A 24,937-nucleotide genomic window follows, 5' to 3' on the forward strand; every position below is an offset into this window, starting at 1 on the left:
GGATGCCCTTGGAAACGTTGCTGGTCCTCCAGCATGAGGCGGTGCTTGCCCGGCAGCGTGAGGCCTTGCTGGCTCAGCTCGCCGAGGGGCTGCCGGAGGCGCGGGTGATGCTGGCCTCGAGCCCCGCGCAGGTTCCCGACGGGTTGAGGGTCGACGCGGTGATCACCCCGACCCTGCCGTGGCTGCCCGAGGCCCTGGCGCGCCTGGCGCACTATGACTGGATCCATTTCCTGTCCTCGGGGGTCGAGGCGATCTGGACGATGCCCTTCGACAAGCATCGGATATTGATGACCCGGAGTGCCGGGGTGCATGCGCCGGCCATGAGCGAATTCGCCCTGGGTGCCATGCTCTATTTTGCCAAGCGTTTCGGCACCTGGACCCGGCAAGCCGCGTCCCCCCACTGGCAACGTGAGTGGCTGGGCGAGCTGACTGGCGCGCGGCTGACCATCCTCGGCATGGGACGGGTGGGAGGCATGCTGGCCGAGCGTGCCCGGCTCTTCGGGATGCAGGTCCATGGCCTGCGTCGCCGCGGCGAGACCCCGCAGGGGGTGATGCCTCTGAACGGGTCGAGGCTCCCCGAGGTGCTGGCTGAAACCGACTACCTGGTAGTCTGCCTGCCGCTGACCGCCGAGACCCGTGGCCTGGTCGACAACGACCTGCTCGGCTGGTTGCGGCCGGGCGCTGTACTGGTCGATATCTCACGGGGTGGGGTGGTGCGCGAGTCGGCCGTGATCGAGGCCCTGGAGGACGGGCGTCTCTCCGGTGCCGCCCTGGATGTGTTCGAGCGGGAACCCTTGCCCGCGGACTCACGCCTGTGGGGACGCGAGGATGTGCTGCTGACGCCGCATGTCTCCGGGACCACGCCCTTCTATCTGGAGCGTGCCGTGGCGCTGTTTCTCGACAATCACAGAGCACTGGTCGCAGGCCAGGCACCGCTCACGCCGGTCGATGTCGAGGCTGGTTATTGAGGAACGACTCATGCATTGGCTAGTTGCGTTGGTGATGTTGCCGCGTCGTGTCAAACGCGGATTTCTGCGTCTGGCGGATGTCGTGTTGGTTGCGGCCTGCTTGTTGCTCGCTGTGTTGTTGGTAGACGACATTCAGGCACTGCAAGGACCCGTGTTTGCTTTCTTGCTGGTGGTGGTGGCGTTGGCTACCCCGCTGATCTTCGAGTTCATGGGGGTGTACCGTATCGTGCTGCGCTACATGAACCAGCACATGGCACTGACTCTCGTCACGGGGCTGCTGCTTTCGGTGGTTAACCTTCTCGTCCTCGACCTGTTGCTCGGTCAGCCTCTATCGCTCCATGTCCTGCCGATCTTCGCCCTGCTGGTGCTGATCATGGTGGGTGGGCTTCGAATGATGCTTCGGGAGCTTTATCAGCTCAGTCGTTGCCCCCAGCGGCAATCGGTGGTCATTTACGGCGCCGGAGCGGCAGGGTGCGAACTGGCCCGCGCCCTCCAGCATGGCGGACGGTATCGACCTCGGGCCTTCGTCGATGACTGGCGCGGGCTGCATGGAGCCTTGGTGGAGGGACTGCCGGTCCATCACCCCGACGAACTGGAATCTCTCGTTCATCGCCTCGACCTTGAGCTCGTGCTGTTGGCGATTCCCAGTGCGCCGCGATGCAGGCGGCGACAGATCCTCGAGCAGCTAGCCCAGTTATCGATTCCGGTGCAGACCATCCCCGGTTCGGAGGACCTGGTCTCGGGGCGTGCCAGAATCAACGAGACGTGCAATGTGGCCGTCGAGGATCTGCTTGGACGTGACCCCGTGCCGGCCTTTCCCGAGCTTATGGATGCCGATATTCGCGAAAAGGTGGTCATGGTCACGGGGGCGGGGGGGTCCATCGGCGCGGAGCTGTGTCGCCAGATCCTCGGCCAGGGGCCTGCCGTCCTGTTGCTGGTCGACAATAGCGAATACGCCCTCTATGCCATCGAGCAGGAGCTGCAGCGCCTGGCGAGTCGTCGTGCGAGCCACTCAGGCGTGAAGGCGCTGCTGGTATCGGTTCAGCGCGGGGAGCGGATGCGTGAGGTCATTGCCAGCTTCGGGGTGCAGACGCTCTACCATGCCGCTGCCTACAAGCATGTGCCCCTGGTGGAGGCCAATCTGGTGGAGGGTATCCGCAACAATGTCTTCGGGACCCTGGGGCTTGCCATGGCCGCGCTGGAGGAGAAGGTGGAGACCTTCGTGCTGGTCTCAACCGACAAGGCGGTGCGGCCAACCAACGTGATGGGGGCCACCAAGCGGCTGACTGAGCTGATCTGCCAGGCGCTGTCTGATCTCGGGACCTGCTCCACGCGCTTCTGCATGGTGCGTTTCGGCAATGTGCTGGGGTCGAGCGGGTCCGTGGTGCCGCTGTTTCGTCGACAGATCGAGCAGGGCGGGCCGGTGGAGGTCACCCACCCTGAGATCACGCGCTACTTCATGACCATTCCCGAGGCGGCCCAACTGGTCATCCAGGCCGGAGCCATGGGCAGTGGGGGGGAGGTCTTCGTGCTCGACATGGGTGAGCCGGTTCGCATCGCCGATCTCGCGGCCAGCATGATTCGCCTCTCCGGGCTGGAGGTGAAGGATGATGACCATCCAGATGGGGACATCGAGATCGTCTATACCGGCCTGAGGCCCGGCGAGAAGCTCTACGAGGAGCTGCTTATCGGCGGAGAGGTCACGGCCACCCGTCACCCCAGGATCATGACATCCCGCGAGGTGTCCTGGCCCTGGGAGCAGGTTGAGGCGTTTCTCGAAGAGCTGCACAAGGCCCTGCATGCCTCGCACTCACAGCGCCTCAAACAGCTGCTGATGGAAGCCCCCCTGGCATATTCCTCCGATGATCAGTTGGTGGACCTGGTGTGGCAAGCCAGGGCAAGCAGGACGCAGGTACCCTTGACAACATCATTGGGCGCGCCGGCACCCGTGTTGTCAGGGGGACAACTCGGTCCCTCCGGTTCGCTGTGAAGCTTGCATCGTGCTCTTTCCCTTCAACGTCCCGCGTCGGGACACGCCACCGGAGACGTCATGCTAGCGCAACTGCGAGAGCTCTATTCCCTGCTGACCCTGCAACAGCGGCGTCGTCTGCTGAGGTTGCAGCTGCTTATCGTGGTCATGGCACTGGCCGAGATCGCCAGTGTGGTCGCCATCGGCCCCTTCATGGCCGTTGTCGGGGACATGAGTCGGCTCCAGGGAGACGGACGGCTTGCCTGGCTCTATCAACGCAGCGGGCTTGACAGCCCCGAGAGCTTCCTCTCGGGGCTGGGCGGCGGGGTGCTGGTCATTCTGCTGCTCTCATCGCTGTTCTCGATGTACACCACCTGGCGCTTATCCCTTTACAGTGCCAATGTCGGGGCAGAACTTTCGAGTCGCCTCTACCGCTATTACCTTCATCAACCCTGGCTCTTCCATGCCGGACAGAGCAGCAGCCGATTGACCCACAAGGCCTCTCAGGAGGTGCAGCGGGTCACCCAACGTATCATCAATCCCTGCCTGCAGCTCAACGCCAGGCTGGTCATGCTGGTGCTCATGACCCTGGCGATCCTGTTCTATAACCCGGTCGTGGCCCTCTCGGGGGTCGCGATCTTCGTTACCGCTTACCTGCTGCTGTATCGCACGGTACGGCGTTTCCTGATTGCCAACGGATTGCGTGTCTCCCAAGCCCAGGCGCGACGTTTCAAGCTGCTGTCCGAAGGATTCGGAGGCATCAAGGACTTGCTGTTGCTACACCGTCAGTCGAATTTCACCCGTCGCTATGAACGGGCGGGCAGGCGGGTGGCAAGGGGGCAGGGGGTCACCCAGGGGCTCAGCGATGCCCCGCGCTATGCCATCGAGCTGGTGGCCTTCGGATCGGTGATACTGCTTGTGCTCTACCAACTCAACCTCTACCAGGGAGACCTGGGGGCGATCCTCCCGGCCCTTTCGATCTATGCCCTGGCGGGCTTCAAGATGTTGCCGGCCTATCAACGGATCTATTCCGCGGTCTCGACCATCCGTGGCCACCTCGCCTCCTACGACAGTATCCGCGAGGACCTGCTGGCCAGTCGGGAAATCGCTGACGAGCCCGATGCCTCCCGTGCGAGCAGCGAGCCGTGGATACCCCTCAGCGAGATCAGAATGCAGAACCTGGCCTTCCATTATCCCGGCAAGTCGGAGCCTGCATTGAATGGACTGACACTGACGATTCCCGCCAATCACCTGGTCGGCCTTGTCGGCCCCTCGGGCAGTGGCAAGAGCACGGCGGTGGACCTGCTCCTCGGCCTGATAGAGCCCGATGAGGGAGAAGTGCTGATCGATGGATTGCCCATCACGCCGGACAATCTCAGGCTTTGGCAGGAGGGCGTAGGGTTCGTGCCACAGCACATTTTCCTGGCAGATGCGAGCATCCTCGAGAACGTCGCTTTTGGCATCGAGCGCGAGGACGTCGATGAACACCGAGTCATCGAGGCGCTGCGCATGGCTCAGCTCGAGGAGCTTCTCGCGCACCTGCCCGAGGGGCTGGATACGCGAGTCGGGGAGCGAGGCGTGCAGCTGTCGGGGGGGCAGCGACAGCGTATCGGGATCGCCCGGGCGCTCTATCGCCAGGCCCGGGTGCTGGTCCTCGATGAGGCCACCAGTGCCCTGGATGGGATCACCGAGCGGCGTGTCATGGAAGATATTCAGCACTTCGTGGGGCGGATGACGATCGTGCTGATTGCCCACCGCCTGGCCACGGTCAAGGCGTGTGACATCATCTACATGCTGGAGGAGGGACGGGTAGTCGATGCCGGCACCTATGACGAGCTGGCCGGCCGCAATGTTACCTTCCAGATGATGGCCAACCTTTAGGCTCTGTCCGAAAACTGGCTGCGCTCGGCCATACGGCGTTAAAAATAGACTCAAAGTACTCATTTACACCCCGTAAACTCCGTCTTTTCGCCGATTTTTGCCTTGTCTGCCCTTCGCTCGCCGACTTTTCAGACAAAGCCTGGGGCGTCGTGGGGAGTGGAGGTTCATGCCGTGATGCGCATCGATAGCTTGCATGTCAAACGCTGGATTCATCAGCAGGTGGAACGACTGGGTATTCACGCCGAACCCATGGCCCATCATCGGCCTGTTGATGCCCGCCACCTCGATACTTCTCCCCTGGCGCTGTCCTACCGCTATCCCGGAAGGACGCTGCTGCTGGACGCCCCTTCCGACTGGGGGATCGGGCTGTTCAGCTTACCGATGGCGGGAGCAAGCCCTCTACCAGCGGCATTGCGGGAGGCGCGACGTCATCCGGGACGCGAGCGCTCGCTGATCCGCGAGGCACTCGAACAGTACTATGCCGACTGGCAACCAGATAGTGCTGCAGCCTTCTTCGGGCTGTCGCAAACGGAGGCTCCCCAGCTGGCCTGTCTGCCTAGCTGGTCAGCAGCGTGGCCCTGGGAGCCCCTCGATCTCGAAGCCAAGCAGGCTCAGCGCAGACGCACGGAAGGGCGGGAGAGCGCCTATGTGTTGGGGCACCGGCTCGATGTCGAGGTCGATGGTTGGAAGTTCTGCGGACCGGTCTCGCCTCGCAAGCTGGAGGTGGAAGTGGAGCGGCTGGCCAGGCTGCTCGATACCATCGGCCGGGCAGGCTTCAAACGCCACGACAGCAGTGATGGTGATATTCAAGCCCTGATGTTGGTGGATGATGAGGGAGTCTGGCGTTGGCAGGTGCTGGCAGGCCAGCACCGCTATGCAGTGATCTCCGGCCTTTCGGCGAACAACGTTACGATCCGGGTCGGGCAGATTATCCGCCGGCAGGAAGTGACCCATTGGCCCTGGGTTGTCGCCGGGCTCTTCTCGCTGAGCGCCGCCCTCAAGGTATTTGATGCGTGCTTTGCGCCGGTCTTGTCCGAGGTTCGCGACGAGGTGGCCTGAGCGAAGCGCGACAAGCGAGACGACTTCCGTGCCCAAGTTTTCCGTGGTGATTCCTGTATTTAACAAGGTGTCGACGCTGTCGGCTGCATTGGCGTGCCTATACCATCAGACGCATCGGGACTTCGAGATCATCGCCGTGGATGACGGTTCCACTGATGGCTCCCTTCAGTTGTTGCTGCGCGAGGAGGGTGCGGGCCGTCTGCGCCTCTTCCAGCGTGGTACGCCCGGGCCCGGGGGATACGCCGCTCGCAATCACGGGGCGGGGCAGGCCCGAGCGGAGTGGCTGGTGTTCTTCGACGCCGACGATCTGTTGCTGTTCGACCACCTGTCACGCTTTTCCGCAGCGATCACGCAGCATGCCGACGTGGAACTGTTCGTCAACGCCTACCAGAAGCTCGAGCGTGGTCGGAGACTCCCGCGCCTTGACGACCTGCCGGTGGGGGTGTTGACACGCCAGCAGGCGTTGGCCGCCTTTGCCCGCTGTGACTTCATTCACATGAATGGTGCCTGCCTGCATCGCGAACGCTTTCGGATGCTGGGCGGTTTTCCAGCGGGCCAGTATCGGCGCGGCGGAGATGTCCACTTCTGGCTAAGGACCCTGTGTGCCCTGGAGCGAATCCACTATGACGACACCGTCACCAGTCTCTGGCAACTGGAGCATAGCGGCGTGACGCGCGACACAGCGAACCTGATAGGCATTCATCCCTGCCAGGGCCTATTGGGCGAGATACCACACCTCAGCCGCCAGGAGCGCCGCCAGTTGGCGACGGCGGTCAATCGCAAGGTGCTGTCCTGGGCAGTGGAGAAGCGTCGTCTCGGCCTGTCGGTGGATGCGGACCTGAAGGCCTTGACGCTGACGGCCATGCGGCCACGACTCTGGTATCACGTCTTGTCGCTGTGGGCACCGCGTGCGCTGTTCGAACAGATGCATTCTCAGAGTGCGTGAGGGCCCCGGGCCCGAGGAGGCATGACCATGAGCGAGACGGTGATTACCTACGGCACCTTCGACATGTTCCATATCGGCCACCTGAACCTGCTGCGCCGACTGGAAGCCCTGGGAGACCGGTTGATCGTCGCGGTATCGACCGACGAGTTCAATGCCGCCAAGGGCAAGCGGACCATGATTCCCTTCGAACAGCGCGCCGAGATCGTGCGCTCGATCCGGTTTGTCGATGAGGTCATCCCCGAGGCGAGTTGGGACCAGAAGCTCGATGATGTGAAGCGCCATTCGGTGAATACCTTTGCCATCGGGGACGACTGGAAGGGACGTTTCGACTTTCTGGCGCCCCATTGCAAGGTGGTCTACCTGCCACGCACGGATGGTGTCTCCACCACCGAGCTGAAGCGGTCGCTGAACCGCTTCTGCAGCGTCTCCAGGGAGGACGTGTTGAGGGCCTTCGACGTACTGGAGCAGCTGCGCCGTGACTTCGCGTGAGCGTGAGCGTGGGCGAGGCGCATCGAAGCCGTATCTGAGACGCCTGCTGGCCCAACTGGCCTGGCTGCCGCTCTGCCCGCTGGCGTGGTGGAGCAGGCGTGACCCGACGCTCTGGGTATTCGGGGCCTGGCACGGTGCGCAATACGCCGACAATGCGCGTTACCTCTATCGTCATGTGCGCGACCACGAGCCGGGGCTGCGGGCGGTGTGGCTCGCCCATGACCCCGACGTGGTGAGTCGGGTTCAAGGGGAGGGCGGTGAGGCCGAACTGGCCTATTCCCTCGCCGGTACTCGACTGGCGCTGCGGGCGGGCCGCGCCCTGGTGACTCATTCGGCCGAGGACGTCAACGCCCATGCCATCGTCGGTGCGGAACTGGTGAGCCTGACCCATGGCACACCCCTCAAGCACATGGGCCACGATGCCCGTTCGGCTCGGTTGGGTCCATTCACTCGACTTTTCGACCGCCAGGTGAAGCGCTGGCTGCCCGGCAAGCGCAGTCCGGACCGCATGCTGGTGGCTTCGGAAGTGGCGAAGACCAGGATGATGTCGGCCTATGCCTTGCCGGAGTGCCGTGTCGCAGCGCTCGGTTACCCCCGTTGGCAGGCATTCGAGGAGGATGCCGTGGGGAGCTTGTGCCGGGGTGGCATCGAACCCGATGAATATGCCGGCCTTCTGCTCTATGCGCCGACGCTACGTCTGCAAGGGCAAGGGGAGCTGGACCTGGCTCAGGGAGAGCAGCTTGAGGCATTGCTGCCCTGGCTGGAGCGCGAGCGGTTGCTGCTGCTGGTGCGCGGTCATGTGTCACTGAAAATGCAGGGACTGACGGCATTGCTAGGACGCTCTCCCTACCTGCACGACCTGCCGGTATCGCGCTTTCCGGACGTCAATGCGCTGCTGCCTGCCATGGATGGCCTGATCACAGACTATTCCAGCGTGATGTACGACTTCGCCTGCCTGTCGCGCCCGATCGTGTTGATGGCCCCGGATCTCGAGGCCTACCAGACCCACGACGTGGGGTTATACGGCGATTACCGGGGCGATGCCCCCGGCCCTGTCATTACCAGTTGGTCGGAATTGCCTGATGCCTGGCGAGCGGTGAAGACAGGGCAGCATACCCGCCAACTCGCCGACTTTGTGGCTCGCCATGCGGCCCTGCATGACGGTCAGGAGTGTCATCGGATCATCGATTACCTGTGGAAGCGAGGAGACTGATCATGCGAAAACTGCGTCGATGGTGGCGGCGTTCGGTGGCGCCGCGGGCCCTTCCCGCCTTCGTGCCCCCAGAGATGCCCGTTGGGCGATGGCTGGCGGCATTGCGTGCCGATGGCGTCCAGCTGGCCGTGATGTGTGATATCGAGGGGATTGCGGATGCTTCCGCCGACAGGCTGGTTCTCCTGGTGGCGGACGAGAATATGCCTGCCGTGAGGGCAGCCACCACCACGCGGGGCAAGCTGCCCTGTGACCTCTACAGCCTGAGTGGTATCTCGGGTAGCCAGTATCATGACCTGGCATACCTCCCGGTGCCCTGCGGCTGCTGGCTGCTGGAACAGGCCCGGTCGGATTCCCGGGGACGGTTGCCGCCAGAGGCCCTTCTTCGTGTCGAGGCCTTCCATCAGGCTTATCACCTCGGGATCGAACCCACGGGCGAGCGCCGGGTCCTGCTGGAGCGATTGAGCGAAGCATGCTGTGAGGGCCCGCAATCCCCCTTGACCCTTGAGAGGCTGGATGCCTGGCTGGCGGACCTTGGCTGGCGGCCCCCCTACGATACCCTCGAGAAACTGGCCCCGATGTCACCCTGGGTAGCCGAGTGGCTGGCGAGAGAAGCGTTGCCCCTGGATGACGCACGTCGTGGGCTGGCCGTGTTCCTGGTTCGCGAGTGCGGGCTGGGGGCGCTGGAGATGGTGCGCCGCCGCCTGTTCGATGACGGTTTCGAGTTGCTGACGGAAGGCGTCGTGGATGCACGAGTTCACCCCCAGGCAATACGCGATATTCGTGGCGGGAACTGGAGTCGAGGTCCCTGGCCGGTGAGCGGTGGTCCGCCGGCCTACTACCTGGTGGTACACGATGTCATGCCCCAGGCGGTGGATGAGGGACTCCAGGTGAAGCATCCCGGCCTCGACAATGCCCGTCTGCTGAAGACCAAGCTTGCCGTTCGTGACCGGTACAACAGGGATCGACCTCGTGCGGAACAATGCAACATCCTTCACTCCTCCGACAATGCCCGCCAGGCGCTGGCCTATCTCGAGGTGTTGGCGCCGGAGTGCATCGAGGAGGTGGTCGAATGTGCCGAGGCCCTTCAGAAGGAGTTTCACTGCCCCTATCCCGTCTTGGCCGACCTGAGTGGCAACGCCCGCCGAGCCAAGGTGGAGCTGATCGACTTTCATGGTCAGCCGGCCATCTGCAAGACCTTCCGCCGGGGACGCGAGCGCTTCCTGGCCCGGGAAGTCGAAGCCCGACATCTGGCCAGCGATCTGGAGGAGGTGTCACGGTTGCTTGAGGTGGGGCCAAACCACCTGGTCTTCGAGCGCTACGAGAATGCCATGGCGGAGATCTCGGCCTGGCGGCCCATGCTGCATCGTTATCCGGTATTGCCCCTGTGGGTGGTCCAGCGGCTGCAGGAGGTGATCCGTCACTATCGCCGCCTGGGGTACGAGTGTGTCGATCTCAAACCGGGCAACCTGTTGTTCGATCCCGACAAGGGCTTGAAGGTGATCGACTTCGAGTTTCTTCAGGAGGGAGGGCGGTGTACCGACCAGTTGAGGGGCAACCTGGCCTGGTTCGCACCACAGGAGGATTTCCGTGGCGACCTACCGGTGTTACGCCAGCCCCGTGATCTCTATTACCGGCGCTGGTTCCGGCATACGGCGTTGCCGCTGTTCTTCTGCCTGCATGCCTTCCCGAGGCCGGTGCTGGTGGTGGTGCGTGTCGCCACCCTGGGCTATTTCTCTGTGCTCAATGTCTGCCGTGCGGTGCTGCAAGGCCGTGGGTCGCACTCCCCGAGGCACCAGCCATGATCGGCCAGAATACTGAAACGCAATCGGCCTCCTCGAGAGGCGATTCGACACGCGGGCTGGCTTGGCGCGTGCTGGTGGACGTTGGCCAGGTATCGCTCGGTGAGCACCTCAGGTTGTCGTGCTGTGGTTGGCAGCACTTGATGGCCCGTCTGAATGAGCTGGGTGCCGAGGTGGAAGGCGCGGAGCACGGCGAACGCCTGCTTGAAGTCGTCGCGGATAGCGGTGGCAAGTTGCCTGATGGTGAGGGATGGCGGCATGTCACCTCGCCAAAGGAGCTTCCATGGATGGAGGCGCTGTTGATGAACGCCAATGGTCGCCATTTTCTTCAGCATGCACGGGGGGGGCGCCTGGCGCGACGCTGGCCGGCCCGCGTCCGGTCGCTTCGCGCCTTCCTGGAACGACAGGGGCTCGAGCCATCGCGCGTGGTGTTCGACTCGAGCCTGGTACTGGAGCTGTATGGCCTTCGCCCTGCACGCGATGTCGACTTCCTTGCCCTGGACTCGATAAGGCAGCGTGAGCGGGGCTTCAGCGCCAACGATGCCCAGCTCGTTCACCACGGTGTTTCCAAGCAGACGTTGATCGAGGATCCCGCCTTCCATTTGCAGGTAGACGGACTCAGGTTCGTCTCATTCGATCAACTGCGTCGCCTCAAGCATGGACGTAACCGGCTCAAGGACCGCAATGACCTGCGAATGATGGATGCACTGGAGCGGGGCGACAGGTTCGCCCTGCTGCAGGGGTGGGGCGTGGCCCAGTGGGTGGTGATGACCATCGTGCTGCAGCGTTGGGCGAGGCGCCTGGCGCGCAGGATCAGGAGGAGGCCGTGATGGATGCCTTGTTGTGTACCCGTATCTATCCATCGGGAGCGTCTCGCACGGTCGAGGGGGGCACCGTGGCAGTCAGGGAACTGGTGGAGCAGGCGTCGGCATTCGGGCTGAATGTGCGCGAGGTGGTGCGGTTTTCTCCACTGGTGTGTCGCGAGGGGGTGTCATTGCCTCGGCGACACCAGGTCGGGCCGGTGACGCTCTATGACGTGCCGCGTATCGGAGTGGGTGACGTCTTTTCCGCCGCTTTGACACGACGTTTGCTGGTTCGCATGGGGGCCAGGCTCGATCACAGGCATATCATCGTCCACATGGCCAGGAGTTTCTATCCCGCCTATCGGGTCTTCGGCGGCCCCGATACCCGTTTCGTCTATATCGTGCATAGCAACGACCTTGTCCAACCGAGGCTGAGGATGGCCGTGGAACAATCGGATCTGGTGCTGGCCCGTTCCGGGCCCCTGCTCGAACAGCTGCGCCAGGTCACGGGGTTTACTGCCGATGGTGTGGTCTTCTCGGGAATTCCCGAGGAGGAGATCTGTGATTTGTCCAGGAAAGTGGTGGCGCCAGGGGCACTGCGGCTGGTGATGGCCTGCAAGTTCCACCCGAGCAAGCACATCGTGGCGGCCCTCGAGGCGGTGGCCCGGGTGGCTCGTCATGCACCGGTCAGCGTGGAGCTGTTTGGCGATGGCCAGCTCCGGCAGGAAGTGGATGCCGCCATCGCACGTCTGGGGCTCGGGGGCATCGTCAAGAGACATGGCTTTCGCCCTCGGCACGAGGTATTGGCGGGCATGTTCCGCTCGGAGCTCTTCCTCATGCCCAGCGCGCCGGAGACCCTGGGGCTCGCCTACCTGGAGGCCATGGCCCAGGGCTGCGTGGTGGTGGGACACCGCGGTTGGGGAGTGGATGGCATCGTGACCCATGGCGTTGACGGCTTCCTGGCCGAGAGCCACGACCCCGCTGATATCGCTGCCTGCCTGGAGGCATATAGGCAGGGTGATCGTGCCGAGATGCGTTCTCGTTCACATCAACTGGTGCACGCCTACACGTCACGGCGAGCGGCGGAAAACTATGCCAGCCAGGTGGCCAGGGTCACACTGGCGAGTTGAGTTGGCCACACTAACCGGGAGCATGGCGATGGGAATGCAACGGAGAGGCAGCCAGTGGGATTACCGCCTCCTCAACTACTGGACCAGGCTGGTCAACCGACTCGGCGTGGATCGCAGCTATGAGCAGTTCTTCAGGTTCGAGAAAGCGACGGGGTTCCTGTATACCCGCCTGAAGTGCAAGGTGAAACTTGACTATTATCCCAGTATACGTAACCCCCGAAGCTTCAACGAGAAATCAATTCATAGGCGACTATTCTCGAGGAACGCCTTGTGGCCAGTCGTTACCGACAAGTTGCTGGTCCGTCAATGGCTCAGTCAGAATGGACTGGATAATGGGCTCGGATTCTTGCCGCTTATGGATGTTATCGAGGATGCGAAGAGTTATGATTTTTCCAAGCTTGAGGGGCCCTTGGTAATAAAAGCCGCCTGGGGCTCAGGATACAATCTGTTTGTCGATGATGCCGAGCGGGAGGATTGGGCGAGCATTCGGCAGCGACTTATCGATTGGCAGCACCAACCCTTCAAGCCTTTGAACCTGGCATGGACCGATACTCAGGTGCGCAGGGTGTTCCTGGTGGAGAGGCGTTATTCGGAACCGGGAAAGCGGATGCTGGATGACTACAAGTTCTTCGTCTTCCATGGTCGTGTTCAATTGATTGAAACTATTGCCGATAGAGAGAATAAGAAGGTGGAGTCTTTCTTTGATAGGGACTTGAAGGCTCATGGCGAATTCCCTGGTAATGAGGTGAATGGAAGAAAGCTTGATGTCCGTGTGGCCGATATGGTGGAGTTGGCGGAGTGTATCGGTAGGCACTTTGATTTTGTCAGGGTTGATTTCTACCTTCATGAGGGAGATATCCTGTTTGGCGAGATCACTCAGTGTCCAGCCAATGGTTTCGGGAATACGCTGCCGAAGGCGATTGATTTTTCACTGGGGGGTAAATGGCGCTACGAGCCTAAAGCCAGCCACGAGGCTCTCTGAATGACTTTCCGACTTCTCTGCCGCCATCGATCGAACCCCGCTTCCCGGTGCCTGTCCTATCCTGCGAGATGACCAAAGGAGTTCGATGTGCTCGCAAGTATCCAGCGATTCTTCCAGCAGGCCCTGGCCGAACCCGAGGCGCAGCGCGACGATGCCCCCACCCTGGAGCTCGCCGCGGCCGCGCTGCTCTTCGAGGTGGCACGTGCCGACTACCACCTCGACGACAGCGAGGTCGCCCTGCTGCGCCAGCTGCTGCAGCGGCGCTTAGATCTGGCGGACGCGGACCTCGACGCGCTGATGCGAATGGCCCGGGAGGAGGCCGAGTCGGCCGTGGACCACTACCAGTTCGTCAGCCTGATCAAGCAGCACTATGACTACGGCAGGCGCGTCGAGCTGGTGAGGATGATGTGGATGCTGGCCCTGGCCGATGGCGAGCAGCACCATCTCGAGGAGCACCGTATCCGGCGCCTGGCGGAGCTGCTGCATGTCAGCCATTCGGACTTCATCCGGGCCAAGCTGCGGGTGCGGGAGGATGATTCCAGCCACTGAGGGCGAGCCGCGGCTTTCCCTCTGCGCCGCTGAGGTGCATGCTCGGTTCCAGCCCCCCGAACAGCAGACAAGGAGTCAGAGATGGCGCGCGAGATCGTGGTGATGGGTGCCGGGATGGTCGGCGTATCGGTCGCCTGGTACCTGGCCCGACGTGGGCACTCGGTGACCCTGGTCGACCGCCGGGAGCCGGGGCGCGAGACCTCCTTCGGCAATGCCGGCATCATCCAGCGCGAGGCCGTGCGTCCCTATCCCTTCCCGCGGGATCTCGCCACCATGCTGCGGGTGCTGCCCAACCGCCAGGTGGATATCCGCTACCGGCCCGGTGGCATGGTGCGGGCCGCCGGGGCCCTGCTGCAGTACTGGCAGAACTCCGCCCCCAAGCGTTATGCGCGCATCGTGCCCGAATACGCCTCGCTGATCTGCCTGTCGCTGGAGGCCCATGCGCCGATGGTCGAGGCGGCCGGGGCCGACGCCCTGGTGCGCAAGGAGGGGTGGCTGGAGGTCTATCGCACCCGGGAGGCCATGTCGGCGCGCCTGCGGGATGCCGAGGCCAACGCCGAGCGGTTCGGTGTCCGCTACCGGGCGCTTGATGCGAGTGAACTCGCGACCCTGGAGCCCGACCTGAGCGATGAGCTGGCCGGGGCGATCCACTGGGAGCAGCCCTGGACGGTGGCCGACCCCGGCGGCCTGGTGCAGGCCTATGCCCGCAGTTTCGAGGCGGAAGGGGGGCGTGTGTTGCAGGCGGACGTGACCGACGTCGCTCGCCATGGCGCCGGTTGGCGGGTCGCCACCTCCGAGGGTGAACTGGACGCCGAGCAGGTGGTGATGGCCATGGGCCCCTGGTCGCGTGACTGGTTCTCACGCCTGGGGCTGGAGATACCGCTGTTCGTCAAGCGCGGCTATCACATGCATTACGGCGCGACGGGCTCGGCGAGGCTCGGCCATTGGGTGATGGACGCCGAGGTCGGCTATCTGCTGGCTCCCATGCAGGCGGGCATTCGCCTGACCACCGGCGCGGAACTCGAGCGCCTCGAGGCGCCACCGCACCTGCAACAGCTGGCCGCCGCCGAGCGTGTAGCGAAAAAGCTGTTTCCCTTGGGCGAGCGGCTGGATGCCGAGCCCTGGAAAGGCGCGAGGCCTTGCACCCCGGACATGAAGCCGGTGATCGGCCCGGCGCCGGGGCAGGAGGGGCTCTGGCTGGCGCTTGGCCATGGCCACCAGGGCTTCACCCTGGGCCCGGCCACAGGCCGCCTGCTCGGCCAGATGATGGACGGTGAGCGTCCGGAAATCGATATGGCGCCGTTTCGGGCCGAGAGGTTCTGAAGGGGGGGGTATAAGGCGTTGTGGGAGCCGTGCTTGCACGACGATTTGCGCTCGGCTGTTCGAATCGCGGTGCAAGCACCGCTCCCACAGGGTGCCTGATCTGCTTAAGCGAGTTTGTAGGAGCGGTGCTTGCACCGCGAAGTGCGGAGAGCACTAATCGCCGTGCAAGCACAGCTCCCACAAGGGCTTCTCCCCTTGCACGCGATGGGGATCCCGCACCCTTGTGGACGGCTTATCGCTTGGCCTTGCGCTTCTGCTGAACGAGGTGACACAGCAGCTTGATCACCAGGGTGAAGACGAACACCAGCCAGCCGGCGGTGGCCAGCACGTTGAACAGCAGCATCTTCTGCTCGCCGTTCATCGGGGTGATGAGGTGGTCGATGACGATGGCCAGCAGGAAGGCCAGGGTCAGGGGCAGGGCGAGGATGTGCATCCACATCTCGGTGCGTCGCTTGCGGACATGGTAGCGGCCGAGCAGCACGCGGATGGGGCGGTGCACGAAGCTGATCAGGATCAGGCTGCCGAACATCAACAGGGCGGCGAGGCTGGGTTCGATGCTGCCCAGGTGCGCGGAGATGCTGACCGACCAGTAGAGCACCAGCCACATCAGGCCGGCGAGGATGGCAACGATATCGGCGTAGTGTCTTACCTTGGGCATCGAGTCCTCATGGGTGGCCGAGCGTCGGTGGCGATGCGCACGCTGGCGCCATGATACGGCATTCAGCGCCGCTTGAAGAGTCGCCGTACCCAGTACCAGCGGTTGATCAGCAGGGCCGCGAATATCAGCGAGCAGCCCAGCAGCTGGAGCAGCGTCATGGTCTCGCCGAACCACCAGGCGGCCATCAGTGCGGTCCAGACCGCCTCGAGCATCAGGATGACCGCGGCATGGCTGGGGGTGGTCAGGCCCTGGGCGTGGACCTGGAGGAAGAAGCGCAGGGTGCTGGCGAAGAGGATGCTGGCGGCGACCCAGCCGAGCGTGGCCGCCGAGAGGCGTGACGGCCAGGGTTCGACGGGCAGGGAGGCGAGGGTGAGCACCAGGCCCACCACCACCAGCTGGATGGCGGTCAGCGGCAGGGCGGGCACACGGCGCACCACCCGCGAGTTGGCATTGATCAACACCGAGAAGACCAGCGCCGAGCCGGCGATCAGCCACTGGCCGGGCTCGATCCGGAAGCCCGCATTCAACGACAGCAGCATGAAGCCGACCAGCGCCACCGGCAGGGCGATCCAGGTGGTGCGCGGCGGCCGGTCGCCGAACAGCAGGCGTGCCACCACCGGGACCAGCAGGATGCCCAGGCTGTTGATGAAGGCGCTTTCGCCGAGGTGGCGGGAGTGGTGAAGGCCGAGCACCCATAGCGAGATGGCGGCACTAAAGATCAGGCCCACGCCTGCGGCTCGCCGCCAGTCGGCAAGGGCGAGCCGGCGCAGGGCGGGGAGGGCGAAGAGAGACAGGATGCCCCCGGCGATCAAGAAGCGCGTGCCGATGAACAGCAGCGGCGGCATGCCGGCCAGCGCCTCCTTGGAGAAGATCCAGCCGGCGGCGGCCAGCAGGGTGACCAGCAGCAGCAGGAGGTCGGCGCGCAGGGGCGAGCGTGTCGGGTCAATGGGCGGCATCGGGCTCCGGGGGATGGGAAAAGCGGTCGAATATGTTAGCAGACAAACGGCCTGGCGTGGGCTCGGGGTGGCGGCGGGGTTGCGATATACTGGTGCCACCCTTGGTCATGCCGACACCCACGCTTTCGACACAGGACCCGCCGTGAACTCGATTACCCTGACCCGCCCGGACGACTGGCACCTCCACCTGCGCGACGGCGAGGCCATGGCGGCCGTGGTGGCCGCCAGTGCCCGCCAGATGGGCCGTGCCATCATCATGCCCAATCTCAGGCCGCCGGTGACCACCACCGAACAGGCGCTGGCCTATCGCGAGCGGATCCTCGCGGCGCTGCCCGCCGGGGCCGCTTTCGAGCCGCTGATGACTCTCTACCTGACCGACGATACGCCGGTTGATGAGATCGAGCGGGCCCATGCCAGTGGCCTGGTGCAGGCGGTGAAGCTCTATCCCGCCGGGGCGACCACCAATTCGGCGTCCGGCGTGACCGACCTGGCCCATTGCGACGCGGCCGTAGCCGCCATGGCGCGGCTGGGCATCCCGCTGCTGGTGCATGGCGAGGTCACCGACGCCGATATCGATATCTTCGATCGCGAGGCGGTGTTCATCGAGCGGGTCATGAAGCCGCTGCTCGAGCGCCATCCGGACCTGAAGGTGGTCTTCGAGCACATCACCACGGCGCAGGCCGCTGACTTCGTGGCCGCGGCGCCGGCCAATGTCGCCGCCACCATTACCGTCCATCACCTGCTGTTCAACCGTAACCACATGCTGGTGGGCGGCATTCGCCCCCACTACTACTGCCTGCCGATTCTCAAGCGCGAACGCCACCGCCAGGCGCTGCTGGCCGCCGCGACCTCGGGTAGCCCTAAGTTCTTCCTGGGCACCGACAGCGCGCCCCATGCCCGTGGCGACAAGGAGAGTGCCTGCGGCTGCGCGGGGGCCTACACCGCGCCGGCGGCCCTGGAGCTCTATGCCACGGCCTTCGAGCAGGCCGGGGCCCTGGAGCGCCTGGAGGGGTTCGCCAGCCATTTCGGCCCCGACTTCTACGGCATTGCGCGCAATGCCGACACCGTCACCCTGGTGCGCGAGCACTGGCAGCTGCCCGAGGTGCTGCCCTATGCCGAGGGTCAGACCATCGTGCCCCTGGCCGCCGGCGAGACGCTGGGGTGGAAGCTGAAAGACTGATGCCAGTCACCAGTGAGCGCGACAGTAGCAATCGGTCGCCCCGAGGGGCGGCCGCTGTCGTTCCAGGCGCTGGCTTAATCGTCGAGTAGTTGCCGGTCGAGAAAGGCGATGCCGGCCTCGATGGCGCTGTCGCGGGTCAGGAAGCTGGTGAAGTGCCCACGGTAGTGTTGCAGGTAGAGCTCGCTCTCCACCCCCTGGGCGAGGAGTGCGGCGTGGAAGTCGGTGGCATGGTCCACCGGGACCAGGCTGTCCCAGCGGCCGTGGAAGAGGAAGTGGGGCGGCGTGTTGGCATCGACGTGGTAGATCGGCGAGGCCAGTCGGTAGGCTTCGGGCTTCTCCGCCCGGGTGCCGCCGATGAACTCCACCACCAGCCGCCCGTCAGCGAACTTGAAGAGGTCGCTCGGCAGGCCGCCGCCCAGCACCCCCGCGAGCCGGGCGTGATCGCCGCCGTAAGGCTCGCTCAGGGCCCCGACATTGCCGGCCACCCCGAGCAGGCTGACCAGGTGGGCGCCGCTGGAGTAGCCGACGCCGACGATGCGGCCGGTGTCGATGCGCCACGCCTCGGCCCGCTCGTGGATCCAGGCCATGGCCTGCTGCAGGTCGTGGAGCTGGGCGGGAAAGCGGTAGGTCGGGGCGAAGCGGTAGGCGATATTGACCGTCACGTAGCCGCGTTCGGCGAGCCTCTCGGCGATCTCGTCCATGTCGTCGGGACTGCGCCGCTGCCAGCCACCGCCATGCACCAGCAGGGCCGCCGGGCGCAGCCGGTCGTCGGGGGTGTCCGGTAGCAGGACGCGCGCCTCCAGCGCCTCGGGCCAGTCGGGTGGTGTATAGGTGAGTGGCGCCAGGCGTTCGACGGCGTAGCGGGCCGGCGCCACCTCGTCCGAGGGCGTGACCGGACCATTGGGGCCCAGATGAGTGGCGCAGCCGGTCAGCAGCAGGGGCAGGGCGATTACCAGTCTTCGCGACCAGTGAGCCTGTGCCGCGAGGTTGTTGTCATTCATCTACCGGCACCCATTTTCACCGGCCAGCATCTCCCGGACAGCTCGACCCAGTGGTTCCAGATGCTGGTCGATGACGCGGGTAACGGTGATGGGGTCAATATGGCCAAGGTATTCATGAACCAGAATATTTCGGAAACCACTGATCTGCTGCCAGGGGATATCCGGATAGCGGGATTTCTTCGAGTCGGGTAGGCGCTGAGTTGCCTCAGACAGGGTCTGGAGGTTCCTCAGGGCAGCATCATAGAGGATGTCATCTTCGGTGATGTCGCCACGCTGTCTGATGCGTGCAATCTTCTCGATGACGTCAAGAATATGCTGGGCGTAGAGCTGCCACTCCTTGCTCATGACTCCTTGCTCATAACTCTCGGGCTTCCGCGAGAACAGCGTCCCTGATGTGATGGTTGAGTTCGTGGAGGGGAATCAAGTCGACGTCGTGACCCGTAATCTCAGCAAGCCTCTCTGCAAGCGCCATGCGTTGAGTGAAGAGGTCATAGCCCTTGTCGAAATCCACCAGAAAGTCGATATCACTGCCCTGATCTTCCTGCCCCCGAGCCACGGAACCGAATACCCGTATGCCATGGGCCCCGTGAGCCCTGGCGGCATTGATGATGGCATGGCGCTTCTCGTGTAGTTCATCGAGTAGCATGGAGACTCCTGACTGCGATCAAGTCGCTTGTTCGACCTCAGGATAGGGCGCAGATTCCATGCATGCCAGGCGGTCGACCATGGCCGTGACCATGCGCGTGGAGTGGTCGGCGGCCTTCTCCAGGAACTCGCTGAAGGAGAGGTGGTTGTCGCCGCCGCCGGCGATGTCGGAGAGCGCGCGGATGACCACGAAGGGGCAGCCATAGTGATGGCAGGTCTGGGCGATCGCCGCGGCCTCCATCTCGGCGGCCAGCATGGTGGGGAAGCGCGAGCGGGTCGTCGCCACCAGTTCGGGGCAGGCCATGAAGACGTCGCCGGTGGCGATCAGGCCCTCCACGACCTTGACCTCGTCCAGCGCTTCGACGCACTCCCGGGCCATGGTGACCAGCCGCGCATCCGGGAAGTAGGCGGCGGGCATGTTGGGCACCTGGCCGTGCTCGTAGCCGAACACCACGGCGTCCACGTCGTGGTGGCGCACCTCGCTGGAGACCACCACGTCGCCGATCTCGAGCCCCTCACCGAAGCCGCCGGCGGAGCCGGTGTTGATGATCGCCTCGGGATGGTAGACGTCCAGCAGCAGGGTGGTGCCGATGGCGGCATTCACCTTGCCGATGCCGGACTGCAGGATCACCACCTCGACGCCATGCAGTTTGCCCAGGTGGAAGGTGCAGCCCACGTGCTGGCGGGTGCGGCGATCCTCCAGCTGGGAAGCGAGTGCGGCGACCTCCTGGGCCATGGCGCCGATGATGCCGATGCGCTTCATGCGAACACCCGGGACCATTCGTCACGCTTGGCCAGGAAACCGCGGGCGATCTGCTGGGCGCCCTCCAGGCTGTGGCTGGCCGCCCAGCCGCACTGCATCTCGTTGCAGGCGGGCACCGCGTCTGCCACCAGCACGTCCTTGAGGGTGCCTTCGACCAGATCGAGCACGCTGTCGTAGTCGTCGTGGTTGATCATCGCGATGTAGAAGCCGGTCTGGCAGCCCATGGGGCTGATGTCGACGACCTTGTCGGAGTGGTTGCGCGAAAGTTCGGCCATCAGGTGCTCCAGGGAGTGCAGGCCGGGCATCTCCATGTGGTCCTGATTGGGCTGGCAGATCCGCATGTCGTACTTGTGGATGGTATCGCCGTGCTCGCCGGTCTTGATGTCGGCAAGGCGGATGTAGGGGGCCTTCACCTTGGTGTGGTCGAGGTTGAAGCTTTCGACGTTCATCTTCTGGTCGGTCATCGGGCGACCTCGCGAGTCGGGAAAAATGGAGGCGCGATTCTAGCGGAATTCGCGATACGGTGCATGTGGGAGCGGTGCTTGCACCGCGAATTGCTTAGCTCGGCACCCATCGCCGTGCAAGCACGGCTCCTACAACGGGTTCCGGCAGCCATCGCCGTGCAAGCACCGCTCCTACAATAGTCCCCTTGCTCCTTGCTCCTTCTCGGCGTCATGCATATCGGCGGCCTGCAGGGTGTTCTCGAGCAGGGTGGCTACGGTCATGGGGCCGACGCCGCCGGGGACCGGGGTGATCCAGCTGGCGCGCTCGGCGGCCGGGGCGAAGTCGATGTCGCCGATCAGGCGGCCGTCCTCCTGGCGGTTGATGCCGACGTCGATGACGATGGCGCCGGGCTTGATCCATTCGCCCTTGACCAGGCCGGGCTTGCCCACCGCGACCACCAGCAGGTCGGCGCGCCGGACATGTGCCTCCAGGTTCTGCGTGAAGCGATGACAGACGGTGGTGGTGCAGCCGGCGAGCATCAGTTCCAGTGACATGGGGCGGCCGACGATGTTGGAGGCGCCGACCACGGTGGCATCCAGGCCGCGGACCTCGAGGCCGCTCGCTTCCAGCAGGGTCATCACGCCCTTGGGGGTGCAGGGGCGCAGCAGCGGCAGGCGCTGGGCCAGGCGGCCGAGGTTGTAGGGATGGAAGCCGTCGACATCCTTGTGGGGCAGGATGCGCTCGAGTATCGGGCGGGCGTCCAGGTGCTCGGGAAGCGGCAGTTGCACGAGGATGCCGTCGATGCGGGGATCCCCGTTGAGCTGGTCGACCAGGGCCTCGAGTTCCTCCTGGCGGGTATCCGCCGGCAGCGGGTACTTGAAGGAACGGATGCCGGCCTCCTCGCAGGCGCGGTGCTTGTTGCGCACATAGACGGCGGAGGCGGCGTCCTCGCCCACCAGGACCACGGCCAGTCCGGGAATGCGCCCTCCGGCCTCGCGGCGTGCCTGCACCTGGCGAGCGACCTGCTGGCGGACTCGGGCGGCAATGGACTTGCCATCGATCAGTTGGGCGGTCATCGAACTTCCCTCTGCTGGTGGGTGGGTGGACGGGGCGGGAGATTTTCGCATGCCCGGGCCCCAAGGCAAAGCGGCCGGTCGGCAGTGGCGCGCTTCTCGCTTGACCCGAGGGGAAAGTTCCGTAGAATACGCAGCGCTTGACGAGGCCCCTGCGGTGGCGTCAGGGCCGTGCAAGAGCCGGCGGGGTGTAGCGCAGTCTGGTAGCGCGCCTGCTTTGGGAGCAGGATGTCGGGGGTTCGAATCCCTCCACCCCGACCACAACCTGTTGATTGGGAAGTTTTATTTCTCATTTCGGGTTGCGGTCAGGCGCTCTGAGACGTAGAATGCGCCCATAGCTCAACCGGATAGAGCAACGGCCTTCTAAGCCGTAGGTTGCAGGTTCGATTCCTGCTGGGCGCGCCATGTGTTCCATGGGGTGGCCGGTAGCGGTTCGGCCGACGCGTTTGAGCTTTCAGCAAGACCCGTGTCGTCGTGGTGGATGTAGCTCAGTGGTAGAGCCCCGGATTGTGGCTCCGGTGGTCGTGGGTTCGATCCCCATCATCCACCCCATCTCGACATGATCTCCAGGCAGTGGTGGATGTAGCTCAGTGGTAGAGCCCCGGATTGTGGCTCCGGTGGTCGTGGGTTCGATCCCCATCATCCACCCCATTGCCTCCCTCAGCAGGTCCCGCTTCTTTCGATTCATCCCCCTAATGCCTTTTCGGTGCCATGGCGCCCGTCGTCCCGTTGCCTCCTGCGGCAGCAGCCAGCACGGAAAAATCCCGGTCATGCCCCTTGTAATGTGCCGTCAGGCCCCCATCTGTTCAGGCACGGCGCTTGCCAGTACCGGGCGGGATTCTTAGAATCTCCCCCTTGACCCTTTTCACGCTTTCACAGAACGCCCCAGTCGGTAGAGGACATTTCATGCAAGTTTCCGTCGATACGACCTCCCAGATTGAACGCCGCATCAAGGTCCAGGTGCCGGCCGCCGAGGTCGACGAGGCCGTTGCCGCCCGTCTCAAGGATGCCGCCAAGAACGTGCGCATGGACGGTTTCCGCCAGGGCAAGGTCCCGATGTCGGTGATCCGCCAGCGTTATGGACGCAGCGTGCGCGACGAGGTGGTGGGCGAAGTGATGCGCGAGCGCTACGTGCGTGCCATCTCCGAGCACGAGCTCAACCCGGCCGGGTATCCGCAGATCGAGGCCACCATCAACGAGGCGGGCAAGGACCTGGAGTTCACCGCCACCCTCGAGATCTACCCCGAGGTCGAGCTTTCGTCCATCGAGGGCACCGAGGTCGAGCGTCCGGTGGTCGAGGTGACCGAGGCCGACGTCGACGAGATGATCGATACCCTGCGCAAGCAGAGCGCCGGCTGGGAAGAGGTCGAGCGTGCCGCCGAGCAGGACGATCAGGTCAAGATCGACTTCCAGGGCTTCCTGGGCGACGAGCCCTTCGAGGGCGGCAGCGCCGAGGGCCACGAGCTGGTGATCGGTTCCGGCAGCTTCATCCCCGGTTTCGAGGAGCAGCTGATCGGTGCCAAGGCGGGTGAGGAGAAGGAGCTCAAGGTCACCTTCCCCGAGGACTACCAGGCCGAGCAGCTGGCCGGCCAGGAAGCGACCTTCAAGGTCAAGGTCCACGCCGTGCAGGGCCAGGCGCTGCCCGAGGTGGATGCCGAGTTCATCGAGAAGTTCGGCGTCGAGGACGGCGATCTGGACAAGTTCCGCGCCGAGATCAAGAAGAACATGACCCGCGAGGCCACCCAGGCCGTCGACAATCGCGTCAAGCAGCAGGTGCTCGAGGCGCTCAAGAAGGCCAACGACATCCCGGTGCCCCAGGCGCTGGTGCAGCAGGAGACCGAAGGCCTCAAGCGCCAGGCGGCCCAGCAGTTCGGCCTCGGTGAGGACTTCGACGTCAGCCAGCTGCCCGACGAGCTGTTCGCCGAGCAGGCCAAGAGCCGCGTCCAGGTCGGCTTGCTGCTGGCCGAGGTGATCAAGCGCCACGAGGTCGCGGCCAGCGATGACGAGATCAAGGCCAAGGTCGAGGAGCTGGCCCAGCAGTATCAGGACCCCGAGCAGGTGGTCGAGTACTACATGGGTAACGATCAGCTCAAGACCCAGGTCCAGTCGGCTATCCTCGAAGAGAAGGCCGTCGATGTCCTGCTCGAGCAGGCCAGCGTCACGGACGTGGAGATGAGCTATCAGGAGGCCCTCGCCGCGGCCCAGCAGCAGGGCGAAGCCGACGAGGAAGGCGAAGAGGCCGAGGCCGAGACCCAGGGTGAAGCGCCCCAGGGCGAAGAGAAGCAGGCCTGATCGCGCTGCGGCGCACCCTGCCTGGCCCCGTGGCCGGGCAGGGCGTTATCCCACGCTTCCATTCATCGGATCCAAGGACATCACCCAGATGAGCAATCCGTTCGAACCCCAATCCGCCGGCGGCCTGGTGCCCATGGTGGTCGAGCAGAGCGCGCGCGGCGAGCGGGCTTACGACATCTACTCTCGCCTGCTCAAGGAACGCGTGATCTTCCTGGTGGGCCCGGTGGAAGACTACATGGCCAACCTGCTGGTGGCACAGCTGCTGTTCCTGGAGTCCGAGAACCCGGACAAGGACATCCACCTGTACATCAACTCTCCAGGTGGCTCGGTGACCGCCGGCATGTCGGTCTATGACACCATGCAGTTCATCAAGCCCGACGTCTCCACGGTGTGCATCGGCCAGGCGGCGAGCATGGGCGCGCTGCTGCTGGCCGGCGGTGCCGCAGGCAAGCGCTACTGCCTGCCCAACTCGCGGATGATGATCCATCAGCCGCTGGGCGGCTACCAGGGGCAGGCCTCGGACATCGAGATCCACACCCGCGAGATCCTCGGCATCCGCGACAAGCTCAACCAGATCCTCGCCCATCACACTGGCCAGGACATCGAGACCATCGCCCGGGATACCGACCGCGACAACTTCATGAACGGCCCCCAGGCCGCCGAGTATGGCCTGATCGATGCGGTGCTGGAACAGCGGCCGACATCCTGATAGCGTGAATTTCACCCGAGTGACCTTCATGCACTGAGACGTTTCCCGGCGGCCGAGGCCGCCGTGGTGAACCCGACGCCCCATGAGCCATACTGTGGGGGGCGT

Annotated in this window: 24 protein-coding genes and 4 tRNA genes; 20 read left to right on the forward strand and 8 right to left on the reverse strand. The window is 64.2% G+C overall.

The genetic code is table 11. The features are described 5' to 3' along the window. Positions 1-2 precede the first annotated feature (2 nt). The 13 genes from OP497_RS00160 (at position 3) to OP497_RS00220 (ending at position 15,111) form a co-directional block, all read left to right on the forward strand. Positions 3-968, forward strand: a complete 966-nt coding sequence (locus OP497_RS00160; protein ID WP_280545713.1) for a D-2-hydroxyacid dehydrogenase — start codon at positions 3-5, stop codon at positions 966-968. Between the two features lie 10 nt (positions 969-978). Then, on the forward strand, positions 979-2,958 hold the full coding sequence (locus OP497_RS00165; RefSeq protein ID WP_280545714.1) for a nucleoside-diphosphate sugar epimerase/dehydratase: 1,980 nt from the start codon (positions 979-981) through the stop codon (positions 2,956-2,958). A 60-nt stretch (positions 2,959-3,018) separates the two neighbouring features. Beyond that, positions 3,019-4,818, forward strand: coding sequence for an ABC transporter ATP-binding protein (locus OP497_RS00170; RefSeq protein ID WP_280545715.1), 1,800 nt, complete (start codon positions 3,019-3,021; stop codon positions 4,816-4,818). 171 nt (positions 4,819-4,989) lie between these two features. Next, a complete protein-coding gene (locus OP497_RS00175; protein WP_280545716.1) occupies positions 4,990-5,877 on the forward strand; it encodes a hypothetical protein in 888 nt (295 codons plus the stop codon). A gap of 28 nt (positions 5,878-5,905) precedes the next feature. After that, complete coding sequence (locus OP497_RS00180; protein WP_280545717.1) at positions 5,906-6,823, forward strand: glycosyltransferase family A protein; 918 nt, start codon at positions 5,906-5,908, stop codon at positions 6,821-6,823. Between the two features lie 27 nt (positions 6,824-6,850). Continuing rightward, positions 6,851-7,312 carry an adenylyltransferase/cytidyltransferase family protein gene (locus OP497_RS00185; RefSeq protein ID WP_348533101.1) on the forward strand — a complete coding sequence of 154 codons (462 nt, stop codon included), beginning with the start codon at positions 6,851-6,853 and terminating at the stop codon, positions 7,310-7,312. Continuing rightward, complete coding sequence (locus OP497_RS00190) at positions 7,299-8,525, forward strand: CDP-glycerol glycerophosphotransferase family protein (protein ID WP_280545718.1); 1,227 nt, start codon at positions 7,299-7,301, stop codon at positions 8,523-8,525. Before OP497_RS00185 ends, OP497_RS00190 begins: the two co-directional genes overlap by 14 nt. A 2-nt stretch (positions 8,526-8,527) precedes the next feature. Next, positions 8,528-10,327, forward strand: coding sequence for a hypothetical protein (locus OP497_RS00195; RefSeq protein ID WP_280545719.1), 1,800 nt, complete (start codon positions 8,528-8,530; stop codon positions 10,325-10,327). Then, positions 10,324-11,154 (forward strand): hypothetical protein, encoded by an 831-nt coding sequence (locus OP497_RS00200; RefSeq protein ID WP_280545720.1) that lies wholly within the window; start codon positions 10,324-10,326, stop codon positions 11,152-11,154. Before OP497_RS00195 ends, OP497_RS00200 begins: the two co-directional genes overlap by 4 nt. Positions 11,155-11,219: 65 nt before the next feature. Beyond that, entirely contained in the window at positions 11,220-12,257 is a 1,038-nt protein-coding gene (locus OP497_RS00205; RefSeq protein ID WP_280545721.1) for a glycosyltransferase, read from the forward strand. A gap of 28 nt (positions 12,258-12,285) precedes the next feature. Continuing rightward, complete coding sequence (locus OP497_RS00210) at positions 12,286-13,239, forward strand: ATP-grasp fold amidoligase family protein (RefSeq protein ID WP_280545722.1); 954 nt, start codon at positions 12,286-12,288, stop codon at positions 13,237-13,239. An 87-nt stretch (positions 13,240-13,326) separates the two neighbouring features. Then, the gene (locus OP497_RS00215) at positions 13,327-13,788 is read left to right on the forward strand and encodes a TerB family tellurite resistance protein (RefSeq protein WP_280545723.1); all 462 of its coding nucleotides are present in this window, start codon (positions 13,327-13,329) and stop codon (positions 13,786-13,788) included. An 81-nt stretch (positions 13,789-13,869) separates the two neighbouring features. Then, on the forward strand, positions 13,870-15,111 hold the full coding sequence (locus OP497_RS00220; protein ID WP_280545724.1) for an FAD-binding oxidoreductase: 1,242 nt from the start codon (positions 13,870-13,872) through the stop codon (positions 15,109-15,111). 232 nt (positions 15,112-15,343) lie between these two features. Here OP497_RS00220 and OP497_RS00225 read toward each other — a convergent pair whose 3' ends face one another. Beyond that, positions 15,344-15,769, reverse strand: a complete 426-nt coding sequence (locus tag OP497_RS00225; protein ID WP_280545725.1) for a hypothetical protein — start codon at positions 15,767-15,769, stop codon at positions 15,344-15,346. Between the two features lie 62 nt (positions 15,770-15,831). After that, positions 15,832-16,725, reverse strand: coding sequence for a DMT family transporter (locus OP497_RS00230; protein WP_280545726.1), 894 nt, complete (start codon positions 16,723-16,725; stop codon positions 15,832-15,834). 142 nt (positions 16,726-16,867) lie between these two features. Here OP497_RS00230 and pyrC point away from each other — a divergent pair, with 142 nt between their 5' ends. After that, entirely contained in the window at positions 16,868-17,905 is a 1,038-nt protein-coding gene (gene pyrC / locus OP497_RS00235) for a dihydroorotase (RefSeq protein ID WP_280545727.1), read from the forward strand. A 74-nt stretch (positions 17,906-17,979) separates the two neighbouring features. On the opposite strand, the gene OP497_RS00240 is transcribed toward pyrC, so the two are convergent. From OP497_RS00240 to folD, 6 genes are all read right to left on the reverse strand, one after another. Next, positions 17,980-18,906, reverse strand: a complete 927-nt coding sequence (locus tag OP497_RS00240) for an alpha/beta hydrolase (protein ID WP_280545728.1) — start codon at positions 18,904-18,906, stop codon at positions 17,980-17,982. Then, complete coding sequence (locus OP497_RS00245) at positions 18,907-19,251, reverse strand: HepT-like ribonuclease domain-containing protein (protein ID WP_280545729.1); 345 nt, start codon at positions 19,249-19,251, stop codon at positions 18,907-18,909. It lies immediately after the preceding gene. Between the two features lie 10 nt (positions 19,252-19,261). After that, positions 19,262-19,552: a nucleotidyltransferase domain-containing protein gene (locus OP497_RS00250; protein WP_280545730.1), complete on the reverse strand. Its 291-nt coding sequence runs from the start codon at positions 19,550-19,552 to the stop codon at positions 19,262-19,264. Between the two features lie 18 nt (positions 19,553-19,570). Next, complete coding sequence (mtnN, locus tag OP497_RS00255; protein ID WP_280545731.1) at positions 19,571-20,314, reverse strand: 5'-methylthioadenosine/S-adenosylhomocysteine nucleosidase; 744 nt, start codon at positions 20,312-20,314, stop codon at positions 19,571-19,573. Next, the gene (locus tag OP497_RS00260) at positions 20,311-20,778 is read right to left on the reverse strand and encodes an S-ribosylhomocysteine lyase (RefSeq protein WP_280545732.1); all 468 of its coding nucleotides are present in this window, start codon (positions 20,776-20,778) and stop codon (positions 20,311-20,313) included. Before OP497_RS00260 ends, mtnN begins: the two co-directional genes overlap by 4 nt. 171 nt (positions 20,779-20,949) lie before the next feature. After that, positions 20,950-21,834: a bifunctional methylenetetrahydrofolate dehydrogenase/methenyltetrahydrofolate cyclohydrolase FolD gene (gene folD, locus OP497_RS00265; RefSeq protein ID WP_280545733.1), complete on the reverse strand. Its 885-nt coding sequence runs from the start codon at positions 21,832-21,834 to the stop codon at positions 20,950-20,952. 181 nt (positions 21,835-22,015) lie between these two features. On the opposite strand from folD, the gene OP497_RS00270 reads away from it, so the two are divergent. From OP497_RS00270 to clpP, 6 genes are all read left to right on the forward strand, one after another. Continuing rightward, positions 22,016-22,092: transfer RNA gene (locus tag OP497_RS00270), tRNA-Pro, on the forward strand. A gap of 67 nt (positions 22,093-22,159) precedes the next feature. Next, a tRNA-Arg gene (locus OP497_RS00275) sits at positions 22,160-22,236 on the forward strand. Positions 22,237-22,308: 72 nt separating this feature from the next. Continuing rightward, a tRNA-His gene (locus tag OP497_RS00280) sits at positions 22,309-22,383 on the forward strand. 24 nt (positions 22,384-22,407) lie between these two features. Continuing rightward, a tRNA-His gene (locus OP497_RS00285) sits at positions 22,408-22,482 on the forward strand. A 255-nt stretch (positions 22,483-22,737) separates the two neighbouring features. Then, the gene (tig, locus tag OP497_RS00290; protein WP_280545734.1) at positions 22,738-24,123 is read left to right on the forward strand and encodes a trigger factor; all 1,386 of its coding nucleotides are present in this window, start codon (positions 22,738-22,740) and stop codon (positions 24,121-24,123) included. Between the two features lie 88 nt (positions 24,124-24,211). Then, positions 24,212-24,832, forward strand: a complete 621-nt coding sequence (clpP, locus tag OP497_RS00295) for an ATP-dependent Clp endopeptidase proteolytic subunit ClpP (protein WP_280545735.1) — start codon at positions 24,212-24,214, stop codon at positions 24,830-24,832. Positions 24,833-24,937 lie beyond the last annotated feature (105 nt).

Origin of the sequence: Halomonas sp. 11-S5 (assembly GCF_029889825.1) — a bacterium.
Taxonomy (GTDB): domain Bacteria; phylum Pseudomonadota; class Gammaproteobacteria; order Pseudomonadales; family Halomonadaceae; genus Halomonas.